At 73.4% G+C, this 21,180-nt stretch carries 18 protein-coding genes; 9 read left to right on the top strand and 9 right to left on the bottom strand.

Translation table 11 applies throughout. The features are described 5' to 3' along the window. Positions 1-187 precede the first annotated feature (187 nt). The gene (locus ACFXDJ_RS29145) at positions 188-943 is read right to left on the bottom strand and encodes a phosphatase PAP2 family protein (RefSeq protein WP_384663916.1); all 756 of its coding nucleotides are present in this window, start codon (positions 941-943) and stop codon (positions 188-190) included. A 698-nt stretch (positions 944-1,641) separates the two neighbouring features. Between ACFXDJ_RS29145 and ACFXDJ_RS29140 the strand changes: the two genes are divergently transcribed. From ACFXDJ_RS29140 to ACFXDJ_RS29110, 7 genes are all read left to right on the top strand, one after another. Further along, the gene (locus ACFXDJ_RS29140; protein ID WP_384850832.1) at positions 1,642-2,919 is read left to right on the top strand and encodes an MFS transporter; all 1,278 of its coding nucleotides are present in this window, start codon (positions 1,642-1,644) and stop codon (positions 2,917-2,919) included. A gap of 52 nt (positions 2,920-2,971) precedes the next feature. After that, the gene (gene surE, locus ACFXDJ_RS29135; protein ID WP_384850830.1) at positions 2,972-3,907 is read left to right on the top strand and encodes a 5'/3'-nucleotidase SurE; all 936 of its coding nucleotides are present in this window, start codon (positions 2,972-2,974) and stop codon (positions 3,905-3,907) included. A gap of 100 nt (positions 3,908-4,007) precedes the next feature. Further along, on the top strand, positions 4,008-5,681 hold the full coding sequence (locus tag ACFXDJ_RS29130) for a carboxylesterase/lipase family protein (RefSeq protein ID WP_384850828.1): 1,674 nt from the start codon (positions 4,008-4,010) through the stop codon (positions 5,679-5,681). Between the two features lie 141 nt (positions 5,682-5,822). Then, a complete protein-coding gene (locus tag ACFXDJ_RS29125; protein ID WP_384850826.1) occupies positions 5,823-6,128 on the top strand; it encodes a hypothetical protein in 306 nt (101 codons plus the stop codon). After that, positions 6,125-7,489 (top strand): CoA transferase, encoded by a 1,365-nt coding sequence (locus ACFXDJ_RS29120; RefSeq protein ID WP_384850824.1) that lies wholly within the window; start codon positions 6,125-6,127, stop codon positions 7,487-7,489. The genes ACFXDJ_RS29125 and ACFXDJ_RS29120 overlap by 4 nt, the downstream gene beginning before the upstream one ends. A gap of 116 nt (positions 7,490-7,605) precedes the next feature. Then, positions 7,606-9,333, top strand: a complete 1,728-nt coding sequence (locus tag ACFXDJ_RS29115; protein WP_384850822.1) for a serine/threonine-protein kinase — start codon at positions 7,606-7,608, stop codon at positions 9,331-9,333. Positions 9,334-9,459: 126 nt separating this feature from the next. Continuing rightward, positions 9,460-10,338 carry a DUF4436 family protein gene (locus ACFXDJ_RS29110; protein ID WP_384850820.1) on the top strand — a complete coding sequence of 293 codons (879 nt, stop codon included), beginning with the start codon at positions 9,460-9,462 and terminating at the stop codon, positions 10,336-10,338. Positions 10,339-10,425: 87 nt separating this feature from the next. On the opposite strand, the gene ACFXDJ_RS29105 is transcribed toward ACFXDJ_RS29110, so the two are convergent. The 7 genes from ACFXDJ_RS29105 to ACFXDJ_RS29075 all read right to left on the bottom strand — a co-directional run bounded on the left by ACFXDJ_RS29105 (position 10,426) and on the right by ACFXDJ_RS29075 (position 18,277). Further along, positions 10,426-11,871 (bottom strand): glyceraldehyde-3-phosphate dehydrogenase, encoded by a 1,446-nt coding sequence (locus tag ACFXDJ_RS29105; RefSeq protein WP_384850818.1) that lies wholly within the window; start codon positions 11,869-11,871, stop codon positions 10,426-10,428. 74 nt (positions 11,872-11,945) lie between these two features. Continuing rightward, positions 11,946-12,605: an NADPH-dependent FMN reductase gene (locus ACFXDJ_RS29100; protein WP_384663924.1), complete on the bottom strand. Its 660-nt coding sequence runs from the start codon at positions 12,603-12,605 to the stop codon at positions 11,946-11,948. Positions 12,606-12,763: 158 nt separating this feature from the next. Continuing rightward, a complete protein-coding gene (locus ACFXDJ_RS29095) occupies positions 12,764-13,531 on the bottom strand; it encodes a 3-hydroxybutyrate dehydrogenase (RefSeq protein WP_384850816.1) in 768 nt (255 codons plus the stop codon). 124 nt (positions 13,532-13,655) lie between these two features. After that, positions 13,656-15,056, bottom strand: a complete 1,401-nt coding sequence (locus ACFXDJ_RS29090) for a tannase/feruloyl esterase family alpha/beta hydrolase (protein ID WP_384850814.1) — start codon at positions 15,054-15,056, stop codon at positions 13,656-13,658. A gap of 82 nt (positions 15,057-15,138) precedes the next feature. Then, on the bottom strand, positions 15,139-16,635 hold the full coding sequence (locus tag ACFXDJ_RS29085) for a PHB depolymerase family esterase (protein WP_384655860.1): 1,497 nt from the start codon (positions 16,633-16,635) through the stop codon (positions 15,139-15,141). 162 nt (positions 16,636-16,797) lie between these two features. Beyond that, positions 16,798-17,445, bottom strand: a complete 648-nt coding sequence (locus ACFXDJ_RS29080) for a CoA transferase subunit B (protein ID WP_384655858.1) — start codon at positions 17,443-17,445, stop codon at positions 16,798-16,800. 1 nt (position 17,446) lies between these two features. Further along, a complete protein-coding gene (locus tag ACFXDJ_RS29075) occupies positions 17,447-18,277 on the bottom strand; it encodes a CoA transferase subunit A (RefSeq protein ID WP_384655856.1) in 831 nt (276 codons plus the stop codon). A gap of 247 nt (positions 18,278-18,524) precedes the next feature. Between ACFXDJ_RS29075 and ACFXDJ_RS29070 the strand changes: the two genes are divergently transcribed. Next, entirely contained in the window at positions 18,525-19,178 is a 654-nt protein-coding gene (locus ACFXDJ_RS29070; protein WP_384655853.1) for a hypothetical protein, read from the top strand. Positions 19,179-19,204: 26 nt separating this feature from the next. On the opposite strand, the gene ACFXDJ_RS29065 is transcribed toward ACFXDJ_RS29070, so the two are convergent. Continuing rightward, positions 19,205-20,212, bottom strand: a complete 1,008-nt coding sequence (locus tag ACFXDJ_RS29065) for a LysR family transcriptional regulator (protein WP_384850812.1) — start codon at positions 20,210-20,212, stop codon at positions 19,205-19,207. A 71-nt stretch (positions 20,213-20,283) separates the two neighbouring features. Here ACFXDJ_RS29065 and ACFXDJ_RS29060 point away from each other — a divergent pair, with 71 nt between their 5' ends. Then, a complete protein-coding gene (locus ACFXDJ_RS29060) occupies positions 20,284-21,171 on the top strand; it encodes an NAD-dependent epimerase/dehydratase family protein (RefSeq protein ID WP_384655847.1) in 888 nt (295 codons plus the stop codon). Positions 21,172-21,180 lie beyond the last annotated feature (9 nt).

The following is a 21,180-nucleotide window of genomic DNA, read 5'->3' as shown; positions in this document are numbered from 1 at the left end:
CCTCCGCCCGCCTAGGCCGTCTCTTTCGGATCTTGTCGGGGTCCACGCCGCCCGGCACCGCACCTCGCCGCACCGCCGGGGCGCCCGAGTACGTCCAGTACACGGGAGCCCCGGCAGCAGGGCGAGGCACGGCACCGAACGACGCGGACAAGGCCGACAAGATCCGAAAGAGACGGCCTAGCTCCGCTCACATCCAGAGGGTGTCGGCCGCCTTGCGTTGCGCCTCCGTCTCCAGCAGGGGCGCGAACGCCCGCCACAGCAGCAGGCAGGCGCCTGCGGCGGCCAGGGCGCCGCCGACCGTGTCGGTCAGCCACTGGGCGTGCAGCCAGGTGCGGCTCCACATCATGGCGGCGGTGTACCCGGCGCCGAACAGCCACCACCAGCGCCGGGCGGCGCCCGGCGGGAACAGCACCACGGCTACGGCCATCACCAGGGCCACGGCACTGAAGACCTGGCCGGAGGGGTACGAACCGTCGTTGACCAGGACCCAGGTGTACGGGGGTCTGGGCCGGTCGGCCACCTGCTTGAGGGGCAGCACCACGAGCATGCTGCCCGCGATGGCGGTGGTGAAGACGAACAGCGCCGACCGCCAGCGCCCGTACATGCACAGGCAGCCCATCAGCATCAGGGGCAGGATCGTGCCCAGCGGGCCGCCGAGGCGGTCGAGAACGGTGGCGAAGCCGGTGGCCGGATCGCCGGGCGAGCCGTCCATCGAGCGGGCCCAGGCGTCGTCGAGGCCCTGGAAGAAGGGCCGTTCGTCCAGGCGGAGGATCAGCCCGATCGCCAGGGACAGGAGGATCAGCGCGGTACCGGCGGCGAGGGCGTGGCGGGGCGGGGCGGCGGGTGTCCAGTGGCGCGGCGGCCGGGTGGGGGGCAGGGGCCGCGCGGGGGAGTGGGAGGGGGAAGGGGGCTGGGAGGGGAACGGGGAGGGGGAATGCGGCATGGCGGGGCCTTTCGCGGTCGCCTCCCCGGCGGTGGGGGCACGCGGGGGAGCGGTGTGCGGACGTGAGGCGGGGGATCTGGGGAAGCGGCCCGAACGGGCGGGGCCCGGCGGCGGGGCCACGGGGGTGGCCGCAGGAGCGGCCGCAGGAGCGGCCGCAGGAGTGGCGCGGGCCGTGTCGGTGGGCGGCCGCGGCGCAGGCGGCTGGCCGTCCGGTTGCTGGGCCGTCCGCCGGCCGGGCGGCCCGGCGGCCGGATCGTCGCGGTGCGCCACGGAGTATTGCGGAAGCGTGACCGCCGCCACAAGGGCAAGAGGGTTTCCGGTCATGACGAGGCTGGTCAGTGGCTGTGGACGGATGGTTACACGTGCATGACTGGGCATTCGTCGGCGGGTCACGATCTGGGAAGCGACTCGCGCCGACCCTTGGCGGGAGTGCGGATTGGGTGCTACACAGTGTCCAAGCACTGGAAGTGACACGTGTAACAACATCGCGTTAATCGCACCGCGCCACCCGCACCGCGACACGTGAACCAGCACGCCGGCCGTACTCGGCTGCGACATCTCCCGGTGACGCCGCTCGTCCGCGTCCGCCCCGTGCGCCGCGCCCCGGCAGCACCTCCAGGCCGCGCGCCACCCCTTTGTGAAACCTCTCCGCGCCACCTCCCCACGCCCCTCCCCGTTCCGTCCCCCGAGGAGTCGTCATGGCCACGAACGAGCTCACCGATCCGCCGACGTCCGTCCCGGCGGATTCCGAACCGCCCCACCGGCGCGGGCTCCTGTTCCTGCTGCTGGTCGCCAACTCCGCCATGATGGCGGTCTACATGGGCGTCGGATCCGTCCTGCTGCCCACCCAGATCGCCGCGATCGCCGGCGACGACAAGGTCGCCGTCCTCGGCCTGATCGGCGGCGTCAGCGCGATCTTCGCTACCGCCTTCAACCCGATCGCCGGCGCTCTCTCCGACCGCAGCGGCCGCCGCAACCCCTGGGTGCTGGGCGGGGCCTTCGGTTCGCTCGTCGGCCTCGCCTTCCTCGGCAGCGTCAGCACCGCGCTGCTCGTCGGCATCGGCTGGTGCCTGATCCAGGCGACCATGAACATCTACCAGGCCGCCGTCACCGCGATCGTGCCCGACCGGGTACCGATCGCCCGGCGCGGCACCGCGTCGGCGCTGGTGGGACTGGGCCTGCCCATCGGCGGCACGGTCGGCGTGCTGATCTCCTCCCAGACCGCCGCCCACCTGCGCATCGGCTACCTCGTCTTCGGCGGGGTCATCGCCGGGGCCGCGCTGCTGCTCACCCTCTTCTGCCGCGATCTGCCGCGCTCCGAAACGGCGCCGGACCCGGACTCGGCTCCGGCACCGGCCGCCGCCCCCAAGGGGGCCCAGGTCAAGGCCTTCCTCTCCTCGCTCGGCCACCACGACTTCCGGTGGGCCTTCATCGGACGGGCCCTGATGGTCCTCGGATACTTCTCGGTCGTCGGATACCAGCTCTACATCCTCGACGACCACATCGAACTCCCCGAAGGGCTGACCCCGCCCGCAGCGATGGCGGTGCTCACCCCGGTCTCGATGGTCGCGATGGCCGTCTCCACGGTGGTCGGCGGAATCCTGTCCGACCGCTGGAACCGCCGCAAGGTGTTCGTCGGGGTCTCGGCGGCCCTGGCCGGGCTGGTCATGGTGGTTCCGGTGGTCAGCCCGACGTGGCCGGGCATGCTCGTCTTCAGCGCGCTCAACGGCCTGGCCTTCGGATGCTTCATGGCCGTGGACACCGCGCTCGTCACCCTCGTACTCCCGCGGGCCGAGGACGCCGCCCGTGACATGGGAGTCCTCAACATCGCGAACGCCGGGCCGCAGATCATCGCCCCGTTCGTGGCCTCAGCGATCGTCACCGGCCTCGGCGGGTACACCCCGCTGTTCCTCGTCGGCGGCGCCCTTTCCCTGATCGGCGCACTCGCGATCCTCCCGATCCGCAGCGTGCGCTGACCCGGATCCGCCCGTCCCTTGCTTTCCCCCTCCCCCTCCAAAGGAGCGTTCTGTGCAACGCAAGCGAGTTCTGCCCCTGGCCGCCCTGCTGCTGTGCGCGCCCGCCCTTGCCGGTACGGTGCCTGCTGCGGCAGCCGCGGCCGTGGCCCCGCCGGAGGCCGGGCCGGCTCCCGTGCCCGCCGGCCCGTTGCGGATCCTGCTCACCAATGACGACGGCTACAACGCACCCGGCATCCGCATCGCGTTCGACCGGCTGACCGCCGCCGGTTACGACGTCACCATGGTCGCGCCGCTCACCAACCAGAGCGGCGCCGGCACGAAGACGTCGAACGGCCCGTCCCTCTCCGTGCGCCACCCCGAACCGAAGGTGTGGGCCGTCGACGGCACCCCCGGCGACTCTGTGGCCTTCGGCCTCTCCGAGGTGTTCGAGGGGCGAGCGCCGGACCTGGTCGTGTCCGGCACCAACTTCGGCCCGAACGTGGCCGGTCTCGCCACCCACTCCGGAACGGTCGGCGGCGCCATCGCGGGCCTGGAGGGCGGCGTACCCGCCATCGCCCTGAGCACCGGCGGGGTCGCGGCCCCCGACCCCGTGACCACGGTCAACGCGATGGGCCCGACGCTCGACTTCGCGGTCAAGCTGATCGAGCGGCTGCGTACGCACGCCGGGTCCGGCGGCCCGCTGCTGCCCAAGGGCGTCGGCCTGAACGTCAACCACCCCGTCGTCGGCGCCGACGGCAAGGGCACCGCGGCCGGGGTGGCGTCGACCTTCCAGGACCCGCAGCCGCTGCTGAAGGCCGGCTTCACCGACGCGGGCGACGGCACCTGGAAGGTGGGCGTGAAGGTGGACCTGCGGACCCCGGCCCGGGGCGGCGACGTCGAAGCCGTGAGCGCGGGCAAGATCGCCATCAGTCCGATGAACGCCGACTGGAACACCGGCCCGGCTGACTTCGCCGTCACCTCCGCCCTGATCGCCGGGCTGCGCCCGTAACACCGCCCGCTTTCCGGGGGCGGGGAGCGGAGGCGGGGCGGCGCGTGCCGCGCTCCGACGTCCTCGCCGCCCCCGGATCAATTCGACTCCAGGAGTACGGATGAAATGGCTCTGGACCCGGACCGCCCGGGTCTCCTCGGCAAGACCAAGACCCTTACTCGGTACGGTACTTGCACTGACCGTCCTGTTCGCCGCGGCCATCCCGGCGGCCGCCTCGCCGGGCGGCGGCCCGGGCAGCGGCCCGGGCAGCGGCCCGCACGGCAGGCCGGCCGGCGGCCCGGACGGTTCTTCCCGCCCGGTCGTGGCCGTCGCGCAGGGCGCGCTGCGCGGCCTGCCGGTCGGCGGGGTGGACGAGTTCCTCGGCGTGCCCTACGCCGCCCCGCCGGTCGGCGAGTCCCGGCTGCGCGCCCCCGGCGAGCCGCAGCGCTGGAGCGGGGTCCGCGAGGCCGACCGGCAGGCGCCCGCCTGTCTGCAGTTCTCGCCGTTCGGGCTGCGGGATCCCCAGGCGGTCAGCGAGGACTGCCTCTACCTGGACGTGTACCGGCCCCGGGGTGCCCGTGCGGACGCCCGGCTGCCGGTGATCCTCTGGATGCACGGGGGCGCGTACAGCCAGGGCACGGGAACCCAGTTCGGCGGCGGTGCGATGGCCGAGCTCACCAACAGCGTCGTGATCAGCATCAACTACCGCCTCGGCCAGCTCGGTTATCTGGGACTTCCCGAACTGACCCGCCAGGACGCGCGGCGCTCCGGCTCCTTCGGCCTGATGGACCAGATCGCTGCGCTGCGCTGGACGCGCGAGAACGTCGGTGCCTTCGGCGGGAATCCCGGCAACGTGACCATCTCCGGCCAGTCGGCGGGCAGCGGTTCGGTGTGTGCGCTGCTGGCCGCCCCGTCGGCGGCCGGGCTGTTCCACCGGGCCGTGCTCCAGAGCGGGCCCTGCACGCTGCTCCGTACGCCGGACAGCGCGCGGGCCGAGTCCGAGGCGCGGGCCTTCGCGGCCCGGGCGGGCTGCGCCGATCCGGCCGGGGCCGTCGCCTGTCTGCGTGCCGCTCCGGGGGCGGCGCTGGTGGACGCGGCCCGCACGGTGCCGACTTCGGGTCCGGCGTCGGGTGACGGCCTGCTGCCGCAGGAGCCCGCCGCCGCGATCGCGGCCGGGACCTGGAACAAGGTTCCGGTCATGATCGGGAACACCCGCTCCGAGGACCGCTTCTTCGTCGCACTGACCCAGCCGCGCCTCACGGAACAGCAGTACACGGACCAGGTCCTGGCGGGCTACGGGGCGGCGGGGCCGGAGGTGCTCGCCCGCTACCCGGTGGCGGCCTACGGGTCCCCGTACCTGGCGCTGTCGGCCCTGATGACCGACTCGACCTTCGCCTGCCAGACCGCCTGGACGACGCGGCTGTTCGCCCGGCAAGTGCCCACCTTCGCCTACGAGTTCGACGACCCGGACTCTCCGACCCTGGCGGGCGCGCAGGTTCCGGGCCTGGACGAGTCGAACGCGCACAGCGCCGAACTGGCCTACCTGTACGACTACACCATGGGCGAACGGCCCCTGACCCCGGTCCAAGTCGCCCTGGCCACATGGATGAAGCGCTACTGGGGCGCCTTCGCCCGCTATGGCGCCCCCCTGGCGGCCGGCCAGACCCCGTGGCCGGTCACCGGCCCGGCGGGTGCGGTGCTGACCCTCAGCCCGACGGCGACCCGCATCAACCCGGAGTTCGCGGCGGACCACCAGTGCGGCTTCTGGCAGACCCAGCCGCCCCGGCCGGTCTGAGAACGGAGCGCGCGAACGACGGCAGCCCGCGTGGAGTGGATCACGCGGGCTGCCGGCATGCGACGGGCAGGTTTCCCAGAGACGGCCTAGGTGTGTTGTCCGGATCTTGCCGATCCCGCGCCGCCCGGCACCAGCGCGACAATGGGAGCGGCCGCTGGGACCCCGATCGCCTACTTCTCCCCGCTCCTGGTCGTCATGACCGTCCTCTACCGCCTGGACCGACGCCTCGACGGGCCGGAGCTCACGGCCGTGGTCCGGATCCCGCTCCACGACCTGGCCGCCGTGGCGGCCACTTACCAGTACGGCGGGTACGCGGTGGCCCGCTGGTGGGCGCTGCCGCTCCACCCCGCGCAGAGCGCGGGTGCGTGGGCCGGCTCCGCCGTCCTCCTGGTGGTGGTCATGCTGGTGTCCCGGGCGGCGACCCGGGGGAGCAGGATGGGGTCATGACGAGTCATGAGGGTGGGACCGCGCAGGCATGGGCCGCGCTGGGCGGGGCGGACGGGCTGGCGGAGCGGGTCGGCTACCGGGGTGCGAGCGGGCTGGCGGACGGGCCGCTGCCCGTACGGGAACTCGCGCGGGCCACGGTGGGCGTGTGCGCGCTGGCGGCGGCCGAGCTGTCCGCCGTACGGGCCGGGGGCGGGCCGCGGGACGTGGGCCCCCTGGTGGTGGACGAAGGGGCCGTGGCCACGGCGTTCGTCAGCGAACGCCACCTGCTGGTGGACGGTCGGACGCCGGTGTCCTTCGCGCCGCTGTCCGGTTTCTGGCGGGCGGCCGACGGGTGGGTGCGGACGCACGCGAACTACCCGCACCACGAGGCCGCGCTGATCCGCGTACTCGGGGCCGGTACCCCCGAGGGCGTGGCGGCGGAGATCTCCCGGCGGCCGGCCGTGGAAGTGCAGGAGGCGGTGTACGCGGCGGGCGGGCTGGCGGTGGCCGTGGCCCCGGAGTACGGAGCGCCGCAGCCGCTGGTGGAGGTACGGCCGTCGGGCGGGCGGGGGCGGGACCTGGGGCCGGGCGCCGGGCCCTCGGCCCCACCGCTGCACGGGGTACGGGTACTGGACCTGACCCGGGTCATCGCCGGTCCGGTGGCCACCCGCACCCTCGGGCTGCTCGGCGCCGACGTGCTGCGGACCGACGCGCCGGGGCTCGCGGAGTCGGACGACGCGTACGCCGACACCGGGTTCGGGAAACGCTCCGCGCTGCTGGACCTGGGCGCCGCGGCGGACCGGTCGGTGTTCGAGGAACTGCTCGACGCGGCGGACGTCGTGGTGACGGGCTACCGGCCGGGCGCGCTGGAGCGCTACGGGCTCGGGGCGCAGGAGCTGCTCGCGAGGCGGCCGGGGCTGGTGGTGGCGCAGCTCTGCGCCTGGGGCTGGCAGGGCGCCTGGTCGGGGCGCCGGGGCTTCGACTCGCTCGTCCAGGCGGGTTACGGGATCTCCGCGGCGTACGGGGACGAGCGCGGCCCCGGGGTGCTGCCGGCGCAGGCGCTGGACCACGGAACGGGGTACCTGATGGCGGCCGGTGTCCTACGGGCCCTCGCGGAGGGTGGCGGGAGGTCCATGCGGTTCTCCCTCGCCGGAACGGCGTCCTGGCTGGTCCGTGACCTGCCCCCCGCCACAGCCGCCACCGACACCGCCGACGTGGCTCCGGCGGAGGGATACCGCCCCGAACTCTGGCTGCGGGAGACGGAGTCGGGCTACGGAAAGCTGCGGTACGCGGCTTCGCCGCTGGGCCCCGGGGTGTGGGGCGGCGGCGACTGGAACAGGGGCCCGTCCCGGTGGGGGACGGACCGGCCCGTCTGGCTCTGACCCCGTGCGGGCCCCGGCCGGAGTGTCCGGCCGGGGCCCGGCCCCGCGGGGTGCTCGACCGGGCGTGTGACCAGTGGATACTGACTGAAAGTCCAGTCAGATAGGATCCGGTGCTCATGACGACAGAACGCCCTCCTGCCGCCCCCCATCTCCACGCTCTGGCCGCCGACGACCCGCACGAGGTCGGCGGCTACCGCGTCGTCGCACGGCTGGGTGCCGGCGGGATGGGACGCGTCTACCTCTCGTACACCCCGGGCGGCCGTCCGGTGGCGCTCAAGGTCGTCCGGCCCGAACTCGCGGGGGACCCCGAGTTCCGCCTCCGCTTCGCCCAGGAAGTGGCCAGCGCGCAGCGCATCCACGGGCTCTACACCGCCCAGGTCGTCGACTCCGGAGTCGACGCCGCCACCCCCTGGCTGGCCACCACCTACGTGCCGGGCCCCTCGCTCCAGCAGGCGGTCAACCGGTACGGTCCGCTGCCCGCGCGCACCGTGCTCCTCCTCATCGCCGGCATAGCCGAGGCGCTCCAGGAGATCCACCGCGCGGGTGTGGTCCACCGCGACCTGAAGCCCGCCAACGTCCTGCTCGCGGCCGACGGGCCGCGCGTCATCGACTTCGGCATCGCGCGCGCCGCCCACGCCAGCGCGCTCACCAGTACCGGACTGCGCATCGGCTCGCCCGCCTTCATGGCGCCCGAGCAGGCCCTGGGCCGGGCGGCCACCCCGGCGACCGACGTCTTCGCGCTGGGCGCGCTGGCCGTGTACGTGGCCGGCGCGACGCCGCCGTTCGGCGAGGGCCCCGAATCCTCCTCCCTCTACCGGGTGGTGCACGAGGAGGCGGACCTCACCCGGGTCCCGGCCGAACTGCAGGGGCTGCTCCGGCACTGCCTGGCCAAGACCCCGGAGCACCGGCCGACCACGGCCCAGGTGATCGAGGCCGTGCGCAGCCATCCCGCGGTCGGCGGGCAGCTGCGCTTCGCCGAGGACTGGCTGCCGCAGCAGGTCAGCACCGAAGTCCTGCGCCACGCCGACCTGCCGCCGGTGCCGCCCGCCACCCCGCCGGTCGCCCCGCCCCCCACCGCGCTCGTCACCGCCTTCGACGCGGCGCACACCATCGCCGCCCCGGGGACCTTCCAGCCGCACGCGCACCCGCAACCCGGGTTCCCGCCCCCGACGCCGTTCCCGTCCCAGCCCCCGTTCCAGTCCGAGCCCCCGATGCCGTCGCAGTCCCCGACGCCGTCCCGCGGTCGCAGACGGGAGAAGTCCGGGCGCCGGACCGGGCTCCTGGTGCTGGTGGTCGTCGCGGCGCTGCTCGCCGGGGCCGCGGGTGCCTTCGTACTGCTCGACGGGGACCCGGATCAGGGGGCCGGGGGCGAGGACCTGACCGATGCCACCGGACCCGCGGCGGCCCGCTCCGCCGCGCCGACACCCACGCCCACCCCGACACCCACACCGACGCCGGCCGCCGCGCCCGGCTACACCGCCGCCTACACGGGCACCGAGCTCACCTCGCCGGACCAAAGCTACGAGTTCGACCTCAAGGGCGGCCGGGTGGCCCCGCAGGATTCCGCTTCCTGGTACGTCGGGCGGACCGCCACCGAGTTCTACGTCCCCGAGAACAGCGACGCCTTCATCATGCAGAGCGGCAAGAGCGGGCTCGCCGACTGCCTCAAGGGGGTCGAGAGCCAGCCCGTCACCGCGCTCCCGTTCACCACCCTGCGGGCCGGCCGGGCCTTCTGCGTACGCGCCCAGGACAGCCGGGACGTCGGCATCCTGACCGTGATCACGGCAGGTCCGGGGGAGGGGCCGGTCAAGGTCTCGGTGGATTATTACCGCCGGAACGGCTGATTGACTGAAATTCCGGTCAGTGTCACAGTGAGGGCGCGCCGTCGGCCGCGCGACCGGTTGCGCCGACCGGTCGCGCCCTCCTCCGCCGAGGGCTGATGCCCGTACCCCCCACCCACGGAGTGCCCCATGCCCGGGACCAGACCACTCGCCCCCGCCGGCAGGCGCCTGCTCGTGCCCGCGCTGGCGGCCCTCGCCATCGCCGCCGCGATCGCCGTGGGGATCTGGCTCCAGTACGGCGAACGGCAGGCCATGGACACCCGCTACATCGCGGGAAGCTCCGCCGCCGACCGGATCGACATCAGCGCCTCGGTGCAGCGGGTGGACGCGACGGGCCGGGAGCTCACCCTGCGGCTCCTCGTCACCCCGCACGGCGCCCTGGCGGAGGAGGGCGGGCTCGCCCCGGCCCAGGACCTGGTCCTGCAGACTTCCTCCTCGGTGCGGGGAGACCTCTCCTTCAAGGCGCACAACCGGATCTCCGCCGTCGACGTGCCCGTCACCCTGACCGGCGGCTCCATCACCGACTACCCCTTCGACGCGTACGAGGCCGTCATCGAGTTCAGCGCCCAGCAAGGGGGACGCGGCGTCCCCGTGCGCATGGCGCTGTCCAACAGCGACTCGCTCTTCACCGCGCGGGCGGACACCGTGGACGACCCCGAGGCGGCCGTCCTCGACCTCTCCCTCGCACGCTCGAACAGCGTGCTCATCTTCGCCGTCTTCATGATGGCCGCCATGTGGGCCCTCGCCGTCGCGGTCCTCGTCGCCACCTGGTTCCTCGTCACCCGGCGCAAGGGGCTGGTGTGGCCCGCCCTCGGCTGGATGGCCGCCACGCTGTTCGCGCTCGCGGCGTTCCGCAACACCGCCCCCGGCTCGCCGCCGATCGGCTGCATCCTCGACTACATCGCCTTCCTCTGGGTGGAGCCGGTCATCGCGTTCTGCGTGGTAACGGTGGTCGCCGTGGGCGTCAGGGCCGAATCCGCCGCCGAGCGGGAGCCGAAGGGCGCGTAGCGCGTCCCGGACCGGCGAACGCCGAATGCCCCCCGCGCGACCTTCCGGTCGTGCGAGGGGCATTCGGTGTTACAGGGCCGTGGGGGCTCAGACCGCCGGGGCCGGGTAGGTCGGGTACTCCACGCCGGAGACGTGCTGGACGACCCGGATGACCTGGCACGAGTAGCCGAACTCGTTGTCGTACCAGAGGTAGAGGATCGCGTTGTCGCCGTCGACCTTGGTGGCGCCGGCGTCGACGATCGAGGAGTGGCGCGAACCGACGAAGTCCATGGAGACCGCGTCGGGAGCGGTGGTGAAGTCGATCTGGCGCTTGAGCGGCGAGTGCAGCGAGACGTCCCGGAGGTAGTCGAGGACCTCTTCGCGGGTGGTCTCACGGCCCAGGCGCAGGCTCAGGATGGCGATCGAGACGTCCGGGACGGGGACGCGGATCGAGCTGCCGGTGATCGGCGCCTTGAGGTCCGGCAGCGCCTTGGCGACGGCGGAGGCGGCGCCGGTCTCGGTGATGACCATGTTGAGCGGCGCGGAGCGGCCGCGACGGTCGGCCTTGTGGTAGTTGTCCAGCAGGTTCTGGTCGTTCGTGAACGAGTGGACGGTCTCCACGTGGCCACGGAGCACGCCGTACTCGTCGTCCATGGCCTTCAGCGGCGGGACGATCGCGTTGGTGGTGCAGGAGGCGCAGGACAGGATCTGTTCGTCCGGCTTGATCGTGTCGTGGTTGACACCGTGCACGATGTTGGGGACGTCGCCCTTGCCGGGAGCCGTCAGGACGACCTTGTCGATACCGGGGCGCAGGTGCTTGGACAGCCCCTCGCGGTCGCGCCACTTGCCGGTGTTGTCGATCAGGATGGCGTCCTTGATGCCGTACGCCGTGTAGTCGACCTCGGACGGGTCGTTGGCGTAGATCACCTTGATCGCGTTGCCGTTGGCGATGATCGTGCTCGTCGCCTCGTCCACGGTGATCGTGCCCTGGAACTGGCCGTGGATCGAGTCGCGGCGCAGCAGCGAGGCGCGCTTGACCAGGTCCGCCTCGCCGCCGCCGCGGACGACGACGGCACGCAGGCGCAGGCCGTTGCCGGAGCCGGCCTTCTCGATCAGCAGGCGGGCGACGAGGCGGCCGATGCGGCCGAAGCCGTAGAGGACGACGTCGCGGCCGTCGCCGCGCTCGATCTTGTTGGCACCCGTGGCGCCGGCGACGGCGAGGGCGGTGAACTCCTCCACCGAGAGGCCACGCTCGTCGGTCGCGTACGTCGCGGCGAGCATGCCGAGGTCGATCTGCGAGGGACCGAGGTCGAGCGTGGTGAGCGCCTGCAGGAACGGCAGGGTCTCGGTGACCGAGAGCTCCTCACCGTCGATCTGCCGGGCGAATCGGTGGGTCTTGAGAATGCTGACCACGGACTTGTTCACCAAGGAGCGGCTGTGGAGCAGGATCGTGACGTCCCGCTCCCGGTGCAGCTTCCCGATGACCGGGATCATCGACTCCGCGATCTCCTCGCGGTTCTTCCAGTTGGTGAACGCGTCGTCATTGACAGTCACAGAAATTATCTTTCGAGCTAGGCGGCGCTCATATGCTAACCCGTGGGACTTATGGCCCTACAAGCGCCCCCTGCTCAGCCCTCGGCGCGCTGGGTGACGGGAGCACTGCTCTCGTCGCCGAGGAACTCGTACCAGCGGCGCTGGAGGCACAGGTAGCGGGTGTCGGCCTCGGCCAGGGCGAGGAAGGAGTCGACGGTGTCGCCCAGCCTCTGGTTCAGCCCCGGATCGGTCAGCTCGCCGCCGTCACCGAAGGCGGAGTGCGCCATGGCGAGACTGAACATGTCGGGGTAGACCCGCGCCCCGAGGTGTTCGAGCGGGACGCGCAGCGCCCAGAGCCCGCGGTTCCCGCCGACCATGGAGGGGGACGCGGACACCAGCAGGGTCTGCTTGTCCTTGAAGGGCTGCGGTCGGAACCGCGAGACCCAGTCGACGGCGTTCTTCAGGACCCCGGGCACGGAGGCGTTGTACTCGGGCGAGGCGATGACGAGGGCCTGGGCCGCGAGCAGCCGCTCGCGCAGGGCCGCCGCTCCCGGCGGCGGGCCCTCGGCCGCCTCGTCGTCACCGTCGTACATGGGCATGGCGAAGTCACCGATACGGGCCAGGTCCACGATGGCGCCCGACCGCTCGACCTGACTGGCGACGAGGGCCGCCAGCCGCGTGTTCACGGAGCCCTCGCGGGAGGATCCCGCGAGGACGAGGACCCGTAGCGCCCCGGGTCCCGTGGAGATGTTCAGGTTGTCCGGGTCGGCCGGACCGTTCGGACCGTTCGAACCGTTCGAACCGGTCGGATCGTTCGCGGCGGCGGGGCTGTTCGCATCGGTCACGTGCGGGACCGTACGGGAACCCGGGCGCGCTCCCGCGCCGCGGCGCACGGGGTGTCACCCGGACGGGGTCAGTTGGCGCCCCAGCCGCCGTCCAGCGGGAGCGAGGAGCCGGTGACGTAGCCGGTGTGCGGGCCGCACAGCCAGAGGGCGGCCGCGGCGACCTCCTCCGGCTCGATGAGCCTTTTGATCGGGGACCGGGTCAGCATCACCTCGGAGAGGACGTCCCCCGCGCCGATGCCGTGCGCGGCGGCCTGGTCCAGGATCTGCCCCTCGACGAGGGGGGTGCGGACGTAGCCGGGGCTGATGCAGTTGCTGGTCACCCCGTACGGGGCGCCCTCGATCGCCGTGACCTTGCTGAGCCCCTCCAGGGCGTGCTTGGCCGCGACGTACGCCGCCTTGTACGCGCTGGCGCGCAGCCCGTGCACGCTGGAGATGTTCACCACCCGGCCCCAGCCCGCCGCGTACATGTGCGGCAGCACGTGGCGCAGCAGGAGGAAGGGCGCGGTGACCATCACCTGCTGGATCAGCGCGAAACGCTCGGGCGGGAACTCGGTGATCGGGGCGACGTGCTGGAGTCCGGCGCTGTTGACCAGGATGTCGACGGCGCGGGGCAGCTCCCCGATGGCGGCCGGATCGGCCAGATCGGCCTCGTGGGCCTGCCCGCCCACGAGGGCGGCGACGGCCTTGGCCGCCGCCGCGTCGATGTCGACCACGTGCACGGTGGCCCCGGCCTCGGCCAGGGCCACGGCGCAGGCCCGGCCGATGCCGCTGGCGCCGCCCGTCACCAGGGCCACGCGCCCCAGCAGTTGCGGGGGAGAAGCAGATTCGCTCGTCATGGCTCGAAGCGTAGGGAGCGGTCGGGGCGGGGCCCACGGTGTCCCGCCCCATACTCGGCTCGGCCGGTATGGGGCCGGACGCCATGCGGGCGCCCTGCGGATGGCGGGTGCGGGGCCCGCGCCGTCAGCCGCCGAGGGGGCAGCTGGTCAGCAGCGTCGCCCGGTCGGCCGCCGGATCCCGGGGGACGGTGTGGCCGGCCGGCGGACGCACCCCGCGGCCGATCCAGTCCTCCAGCGCGGTGAAGGCGGCGCGATGGCAGGGGGTGAGGGGGCGCAGCCGGTCGGGGAAGGCGTCCACGAGCGAGTCCACGTGGGTGCCGCCCTCGACGCGGTAGTAGCGCAGCAGCGCGCCGCGGCCGGCCCGCCGGACCATCTCGGCGTAGACGTCGGAGTCCCGGGAGATGGGGAGCAGGACGTCGAGGGTTCCGTGCAGGGTGATCAGCGGCTTGCCGATCCGGCCGGTGAGCGCGATCTTCGCGACCGCCTCGTGCACCTGCGCGGGGCGCTCGCCGTATGCGTAGTCGGCGTCGCAGGCCGGGGTGCCCGGCGCGCAGAAGGGGGTCCCGGCCTCGGTCGCACCGTCGAACCCCGGGTCCAGCTCCTCGCGGTAGATCCGCTGGGTGAGGTCCCAGTAGTAGCTGTGGTGGAAGGGCCACAGGAACTCCGAGCCGGCCGGGAAGCCCGCGGCGAGCATGGCCGTGTGGGCCTGCTCGGCCCCCGGGCCGCCGGCCGCGTAGACGGGGTAGGCGGCCAGCGCCGGTGGCAGGAAGGTGAGGAGGTTCGGCCCGTCGGCCCGCCAGAGCGTGCCCTCCCAGTCCACCCCGCCGTCGAACAGCTCCGGGTGGTTCTCCAGCTGCCAGCGCACCAGGTAGCCGCCATTGGACATGCCGGTGGCGAGGGTGCGGGACGGGGGCCGGTGGTAGCGCTGCGCGACGACCGCGCGGGCGGCCCGGGTGAGTTGGGTGACCCGGGTGTTCCACTCGGCGATGGCATCGCCGGGCGCCTGCCCGTCGCGGTAGAAGGAGACCCCGGTGTTGCCCTTGTCGGTGGCGGCGAAGGCGTAGCCGCGCGAGAGCACCCAGTCGCCGATGGCCCGGTCGTTGGCGTACTGCTCGCGCACGCCCGGGGAACCGGCGACGACGAGCCCGCCGTTCCAGTGGTCGGGGAGGCGGATGACGAACTGCGCGTCGTGGTTCCAGCCGTGGTTGGTGTTGGTGGTGGAGGTGTCGGGGAAGTAGCCGTCGATCTGGATTCCCGGCACGCCGGTGGGGACGGCCAGGTCCTTGGGGGTGAGTCCGGCCCAGTCGGCCGGGTCGGTGTGCCCGGAGGCCACCGTCCCCGCCGTGGTCAACTCGTCCAGGCAGTCCGCTTGTTGGCGTTCGGCTCCCGGTACGTGCAGCCGGGCGCGGCCGGCGCAGTGGGAGCCGGCGGCGCCGGCCGGGGGCGGCGCGGCTCCCGTCAGCAGGGCCGCGGCCAGGGCGGTCGTGGCGGCCACGGCCAGGGTGGAGCGGATCATCGGTGGCATGGAGGGACCTCCAGAAGGGTGGTGGCGGGTCGAGGGGACGGAGGGGCGGTTCGTGGCCCGTGTCTCGCGGGTCGGGGGAGACTCAGGGGCATTGGGTGTCGGCGATGACGAAGTAGCCGGCGGGCGCCTCCTTCAACGTGTGCGTGAGGAAGACGTTGTAGAGGCCCATGTTCTGGTGGGAGCCCTTCGCGTAGGCGTAGTTGCCGTCGGTGGTGGCCCGACCCGCCTGTACCTGCTGGTAGTTGTTCGCCTTCCAGCAGGCCGCCGCCGCGCCCGTCGTGCTCACCGTGACCGGCCCGGAGCGGGCGCCCGGAGCCCCCGCGCCGTCGCGCGCCGCCACGGTGTAGGCGTGGCCCGTGCCCGGGGCGAGGCCGGTGTCCGTGTACGGGGGCGCGGCCGGGGCGCCGACCAGGGTCCCGTCCCGGTACACGGCGTAGTCGGCGGCGCCCGCGACCTGGTTCCAGGTGAGGGTGACGCTGGTGTCGGAGACCCCGGCCGAAGCCAGGCCGGTGGGCGCCGGCAGGCCGCTGCCCGGGCCGGTCGCGGATCCGTCCAGGCCGAAGAACTTCGAGATCCAGTGGCTGGAGCAGATCGAGGCGAGGAAGTAGGCGGCCCCGGTGTGCCCGCACTGTTCGGGACCGGAGCCGGGATCGACCGGGGTGCCGTGGCCGATGCCCGGGACCCGGTCGACCTCGACGGCCACCGTGCCGTCCCCGGCGAGGTACTCCTCGTGCCGGGTGGCGTCGGGACCGATGGCCGAGGTGCGGCCGGGGGTCTGGGACAGGCCGTGCAGGGCGGTCCACTGGTCGCGCAGCTCATCGGCGTTGCGCGGGGCGACGGTGGTGTCCGAGTCGCCCTGCCAGATCGCCACCCGCGGCCAGGGACCGGTCCAGGCCGGGTACGCGTCGCGGACCAACTGGGCCCAGGCGGCCGGGCTCTTGTCCACACCGGGGTTCATGCAGGTGTAGGGGCTGCTGTCCTTGGCGCAGTCGTAGGGCAGCCCGGCCACCACCGCCCCCGCGGCGAACACGTCCGGATAGGCCGCGAGCATCACCGCGGTCATGGCGCCGCCGGCCGACAGGCCGGTGACGAAGGTGCGGGCGGGGTCGGTGGAGTAGGCGGAGGCGGCGTAGGCGACCATCTGCCGGATGGAGGCGGCCTCGCCCTGGCCGCGGCGGTTGTCCGCGGTCTGGAACCAGTTGAAACACTTGTTGGGGTTGTTCGCTGAGGTCGTCTCTGCGAGGACCAGTACGAAGCCCTGGCGGTCGGCGAGTTCGGGCAGTCCGGAGTTGTCGGCGTAGGTCTGGGCGTTCTGTGTGCAGCCGTGCAGGGCCACCACCACCGGCGGGTCGGCCGGAAGGGAGGCCGGCCGGTACACGTACATGTTCAGCTGCCCCGGATTGGCCCCGAAACCGGTGACCTGCCGGAGCGGGACGGCCGCGAGCGCGGGGGAGACGGGCCCGGCCAGGACGGAGCCGGCGGCCAGCAGCACGAGCGCGAGGAGCCGTACGAGCAGTCGTACGGGCCCTCGCGCGCGGGGCGGGGCCGGGGGTTCGGGTGGGGTGTGGCGCGGGGACATGGCGGCTCCCTCGGTGACGGGCGGTGCGCGGGCCCGTCGTCGGGGGTCCGCGGTGCCCGTCACCGTAGAAGCGGCCCCGACCACGGCGGGATGGCATGGAGAGCCACAATCCGGCCACCGCTTGACCGCTCCACAGGGGTTGCGGGAGCCGCCCGACGGCTGCTAGTACGCGGCTGCCCCGGACACCCTGAGCTCAGCCCCCGTCGCCGCCCGGACCTCCTCCAGCGAGACCCCCGGGGCGAGTTCGCTCAGCAGGAAGCCTTCGGGGGTGATGTCGACGACCGCGAGATCGGTGATCACCCGCTGGACGACGGCCCGCCCCGTCAGCGGTAGCGTGCACCGCTCCACGAGCTTCGGCGTGCCGTCCTTCGCGGTGTGCTCCATGAGCACGATCACCCGCCGCGCCCCGTGCACCAGGTCCATCGCCCCGCCCATTCCCTTGACCATCTTCCCCGGGACCGTCCAGTTGGCCAGGTCACCGGAGGCGGACACCTGCATCGCGCCCAGTACGGCGGCGTCGATGTGCCCGCCCCGGATCATGCCGAAGGACAGCGCCGAGTCGAAGAACGAGGCCCCCGCCGCCACCGTGACCGTCTCCTTCCCCGCGTTGATCAGGTCGGGGTCCACCGCGTCGGCGGCCGGGTACGGTCCCACGCCGAGGATTCCGTTCTCGGACTGGAGCACCACCTCGACCCCCGGAGGGAGGTGGTTGGGGATGAGGGTCGGCAGCCCGATCCCCAGGTTCACGTACGTACCGTCCGCCAGTTCACGGGCGGCGCGGGCCGCCATCTGCTCACGCGTAAGAGCCATGTCACTGGCCGCCTTCCCGGTCGATGGTGGTGCGGCCGGCGGGCGCCGGGTGCGAAGCCGGGGCGGCGGTGCGGACCGTACGGCGCTCGACGCGCCGCTCGGCCGCCGGATCCCCGGGGCGTACGCGGACCACCCGCTGGACGAACACGCCCGGCAGGTGGACGGTGTCCGGATCGAGCTCTCCCGGCTCGACCAGCTCCTCCACCTCGGCGATCGTGATCCGCCCCGCCATCGCGGCCAGGGGGTTGAAGTTGCGTGCCGAGGAGTGGAAGACGAGGTTGCCGTGGCGGTCCCCGGCCGCCGCCCGGACCAGGGCGAAGCCGGTGGTGATGGACTCCTCCAGGAGGTGCTCCCGGCCGCCGAAGCTCCGTAGCTCCTTGGGCGGCGAGGCCACCGCGACGCTTCCGTCGGCCCGGTAGCGCCAGGGCAGTCCGCCCTCCGCCACCTGGGTGCCGGACCCGGCCGGCGTGTAGAACGCCGGGATCCCCGCGCCACCCGCCCGCAGCCGCTCCGCGAGCGTGCCCTGGGGGACCAGTTCCACCTCCAGCTCGCCGCTCAGGTACTGCCGGGCGAACTCCTTGTTCTCCCCCACGTACGAGCTGGTCATCCGGGAGATCCTGCCCTCGCGCAGCAGCAGCCCCAGGCCCCAGTCGTCCACCCCGCAGTTGTTGGAGACCACCTCCAGGCCGGTCACCCCCGCCCGCTCCAGCAGCGCGCCGATCAGTACGCCCGGAACCCCGCACAGCCCGAAGCCGCCCACCGCCAGCGAGGCCCCGGCGGGGATGTCCGCCACCGCCTCGGCCGCGGTCGCGACCTCCTTGTCCAGACCCATCGCACAACCTCCTCCGCCCGGCCCGCGGCCGCCGGCCGTCCGACCGGACCGGTGCGGCCGGGCCGACCCGACCGACCCTAGGAACCGCCGGCCCGCCCTGGCCATGGCGCCCGGACACACACCCGGCAGTCCCTGTGTGTGCGTCCGGCGACCCGGGGAACCGGCGGAGCGGCCGGTGCGTCCTAGTCCCGCCGATCCGGCACCGGAGCACGAGGGGGAACCGATGGCGCAGCGAACTACCCTGTGGATGAATGGCGTTGTGGTCCGGAGAGCGAGCGTGGCCGTGGCCATGGCGGTGAGCGCCGCGGCGGTACTGCTCGCCGGATGCGGCGGGCCGCATCGCCCGGGGGCCGGGCCGCCGCCCAGGGTCGTGGAGTTCTGCCCCGTGGCCGACCCCGCCGCACCGACGGCCCCGCCCACACTGATCGACGGCACCCCGGCCAACACCCCCGAGGCCGAGCGCCTCGCCCAGGCCATCGGGGAACAGGGCCGCGGCGCCTTCGCCGACGTGTACTCCACTCTGATCGTCGACAGGAGGCCGGGCCGGGTCGCCCTGTGCGTCACCGACCTGGCCCGCGGCCGCCTCCTGGTGGCGGCGGCGCACGCGGCCGACCCGGGCGCGGATCCGGACCTGGCCGATCTGTACAAGAGCCGGTACTCCCGGCGGACCCTCGACGCGGCCGTCGCGAAGATCATCGGCGTGGACGCCGGCTTCCCGGTCTACAGCCTCTCCGGTGGCAACGGCGAGTCGGTGGAGGTCACCACGACCGAGGAGGGCGCCGCGTCGCCGCAGTTCAAGGCGCGCCTGGAGAAGGCCACGGGCGGTATCCCGGTCACCGTCACGAAGGGCGAGCCCCTCGACCCGAAGACCGGAGACGCCGGGATGACTCCCGCGCCCTGACCGCGTCCTCACGGTCCGTGCCCGCTCTACGCCGTTCCCGTGCCCCGCTCCGCGCGGGCGATGAGTGGCGAGGCCGCGCAGCAGGTGGTGGTTGACCGCTTCGCCGCCTCGGACAGGGCCTCGGTCAGGGCCTGCGCGTACGGCAGCGGTCGGCGTCGGCGTGGCGACACCACCCCGATGTGCCGGACGGGGCGCGGCGGTTGGACCCGTACGACGGAGACGGCGTCGGCGGTCTCCGTGTCGTGCGGCGCCGGGGAGAGGTGCGGGGTCGACGAGACGCGCGGGATCAGTGAGACGTGCGGGATCAGCGCGACGCCGACGCCCGCGCCGACGAGGGTTTGCGCGAAGAAGTAGTCCGTGGTGGACGCCGCCACCTGGAGGTCGAAGCCGGCCCGCTCCGCGTACCGGCGCAGGTACGCCTCCGTCTTGAGGCAGCCCAGCACCCAGCGGTCGGTGGCGAGTTCGGCGAGATCCGCCGACTCGCGCTCCGCCAGCCGGTGGCCGCGCGGCAGGACCAGCGACAGCGGATCGTCCATCAGGGGCATCCAGTCGAGGGCGGCCCCCGCCCGCAGCGGCAGCGGCCCGTCGAAGTGGTAGGTGAGCGCGAGGTCGGCCGCGCCCCCGCGCACCATCGGCACTGCGTTCTCCGGCTCGGCCTCCAGCACCGTCAGTTCCACCTCGGGATGCGCGGCGACGAACCGCGGGAGCGCCCGCGGCAGCAGGTGCCGGCCCCCGCTGGTGAAGGTGGCGATCCTCAGGCGGGGCCGCTCGGCGGTGATCCGGTCGATCTCGTGGCGCACCTGGTCGAGCTCCGCGGATATCGTCTCCGCCGCCTCCACCAGGAGCCGGCCCGGCTCGGTGAGCGTGACCCCGCGCGTGCTGCGCACGGCGACGGGGTGGCCGAGACCGCGCTCCAGTGCGGCGATGTGCTGGGAGACGGCGGAGGGGGTCAACAGCAGTGCCCCGGCGGCCTTGTTGAAGCTGCCGTGCTCGGCCACGGCGCGCAGGATGCGCAGCCGCTGCACATCGATCATCAGTTTCCCTTACGACGGGTTCAGTCTTCCGGTAGTTCCGCTGGTGACGCTACAGGGGCAGAGTCCTCGCCATGAAGAAGATTCTGGTCATCGGCGGAAGCCGCTACTTCGGCAGGCAACTGGTCACCCTGGAGCGGGACGCGGGGAACGAGGTGACCGTCCTCAACCGGGGTTCCGCCGCCCCGCCCCGGGGCGTCGGCCACCTGACCGCCGACCGTGACGACGAGGAACAGCTGCTCGCGGCGTTGGGGGAGCGCACCTTCGACGTCGTCTTCGACCAGGTCCTCTACCGACCCCGCCAGGCCGGGATCGCCCGCCGCGCGTTCGCCGGCCGGACCGGGCGCTACGTGATGACCTCGACGATGGAGGTCTACGACCCGGCGCCGCCCACCCCCGAGGCGCTCGCCTACGCCGAGGGCAAGCGGCAGGCGGAGGCCGTCCTGGCGGAGGATCCCGCCTTCGCACACGTCGCCGTCCGCACCGCGCACGTACTCGGCGGCGGCCGGGCGGAGTTCACCGGGCGCCTCGCGCACTACGTGGAGCGGATCGGCTCCGGGGACCCGGTGGACGTGCACGAAGCCCCGTACCCGACCTCCTTCATCCACCACCACGAGATCGCGCGGTTCCTGCACTGGGCGGGGGAGCAGTCCTTCACCGGGCCGGTGAACGCCGCCTCGCACGGGGAGCTGGACGTCCTCGGGCTGGGTGAGGCCGTCGGCGCGGCGCTCGGCCGGACGCCGCGCTACCGGATCGTCGGGAGCGGGAGCGGGAGCGGGAGCGGGAGCGGGAGCGGGAGCGGCGGTGGGCCGGCCGTCGGCGTCGCCTCGCCGTTCTCCTTCGACCGTGCCTACGCGATGGACAACAGCAGGGCGGCAGGCCTCGGCTTCGACTTCGGCCGGGTCGAGGACTGGCTCCCGGGGGCCATCGCGGAGACCGCGGCGGCGCTCCGACCCGCCTGACCCCGCCTG

The organism is Streptomyces sp. NPDC059443 (assembly GCF_042750105.1).
Taxonomy (GTDB): Bacteria; Actinomycetota; Actinomycetes; order Streptomycetales; family Streptomycetaceae; genus Streptomyces.
This window is presented reverse-complemented; position numbering and strand designations above follow the sequence as displayed.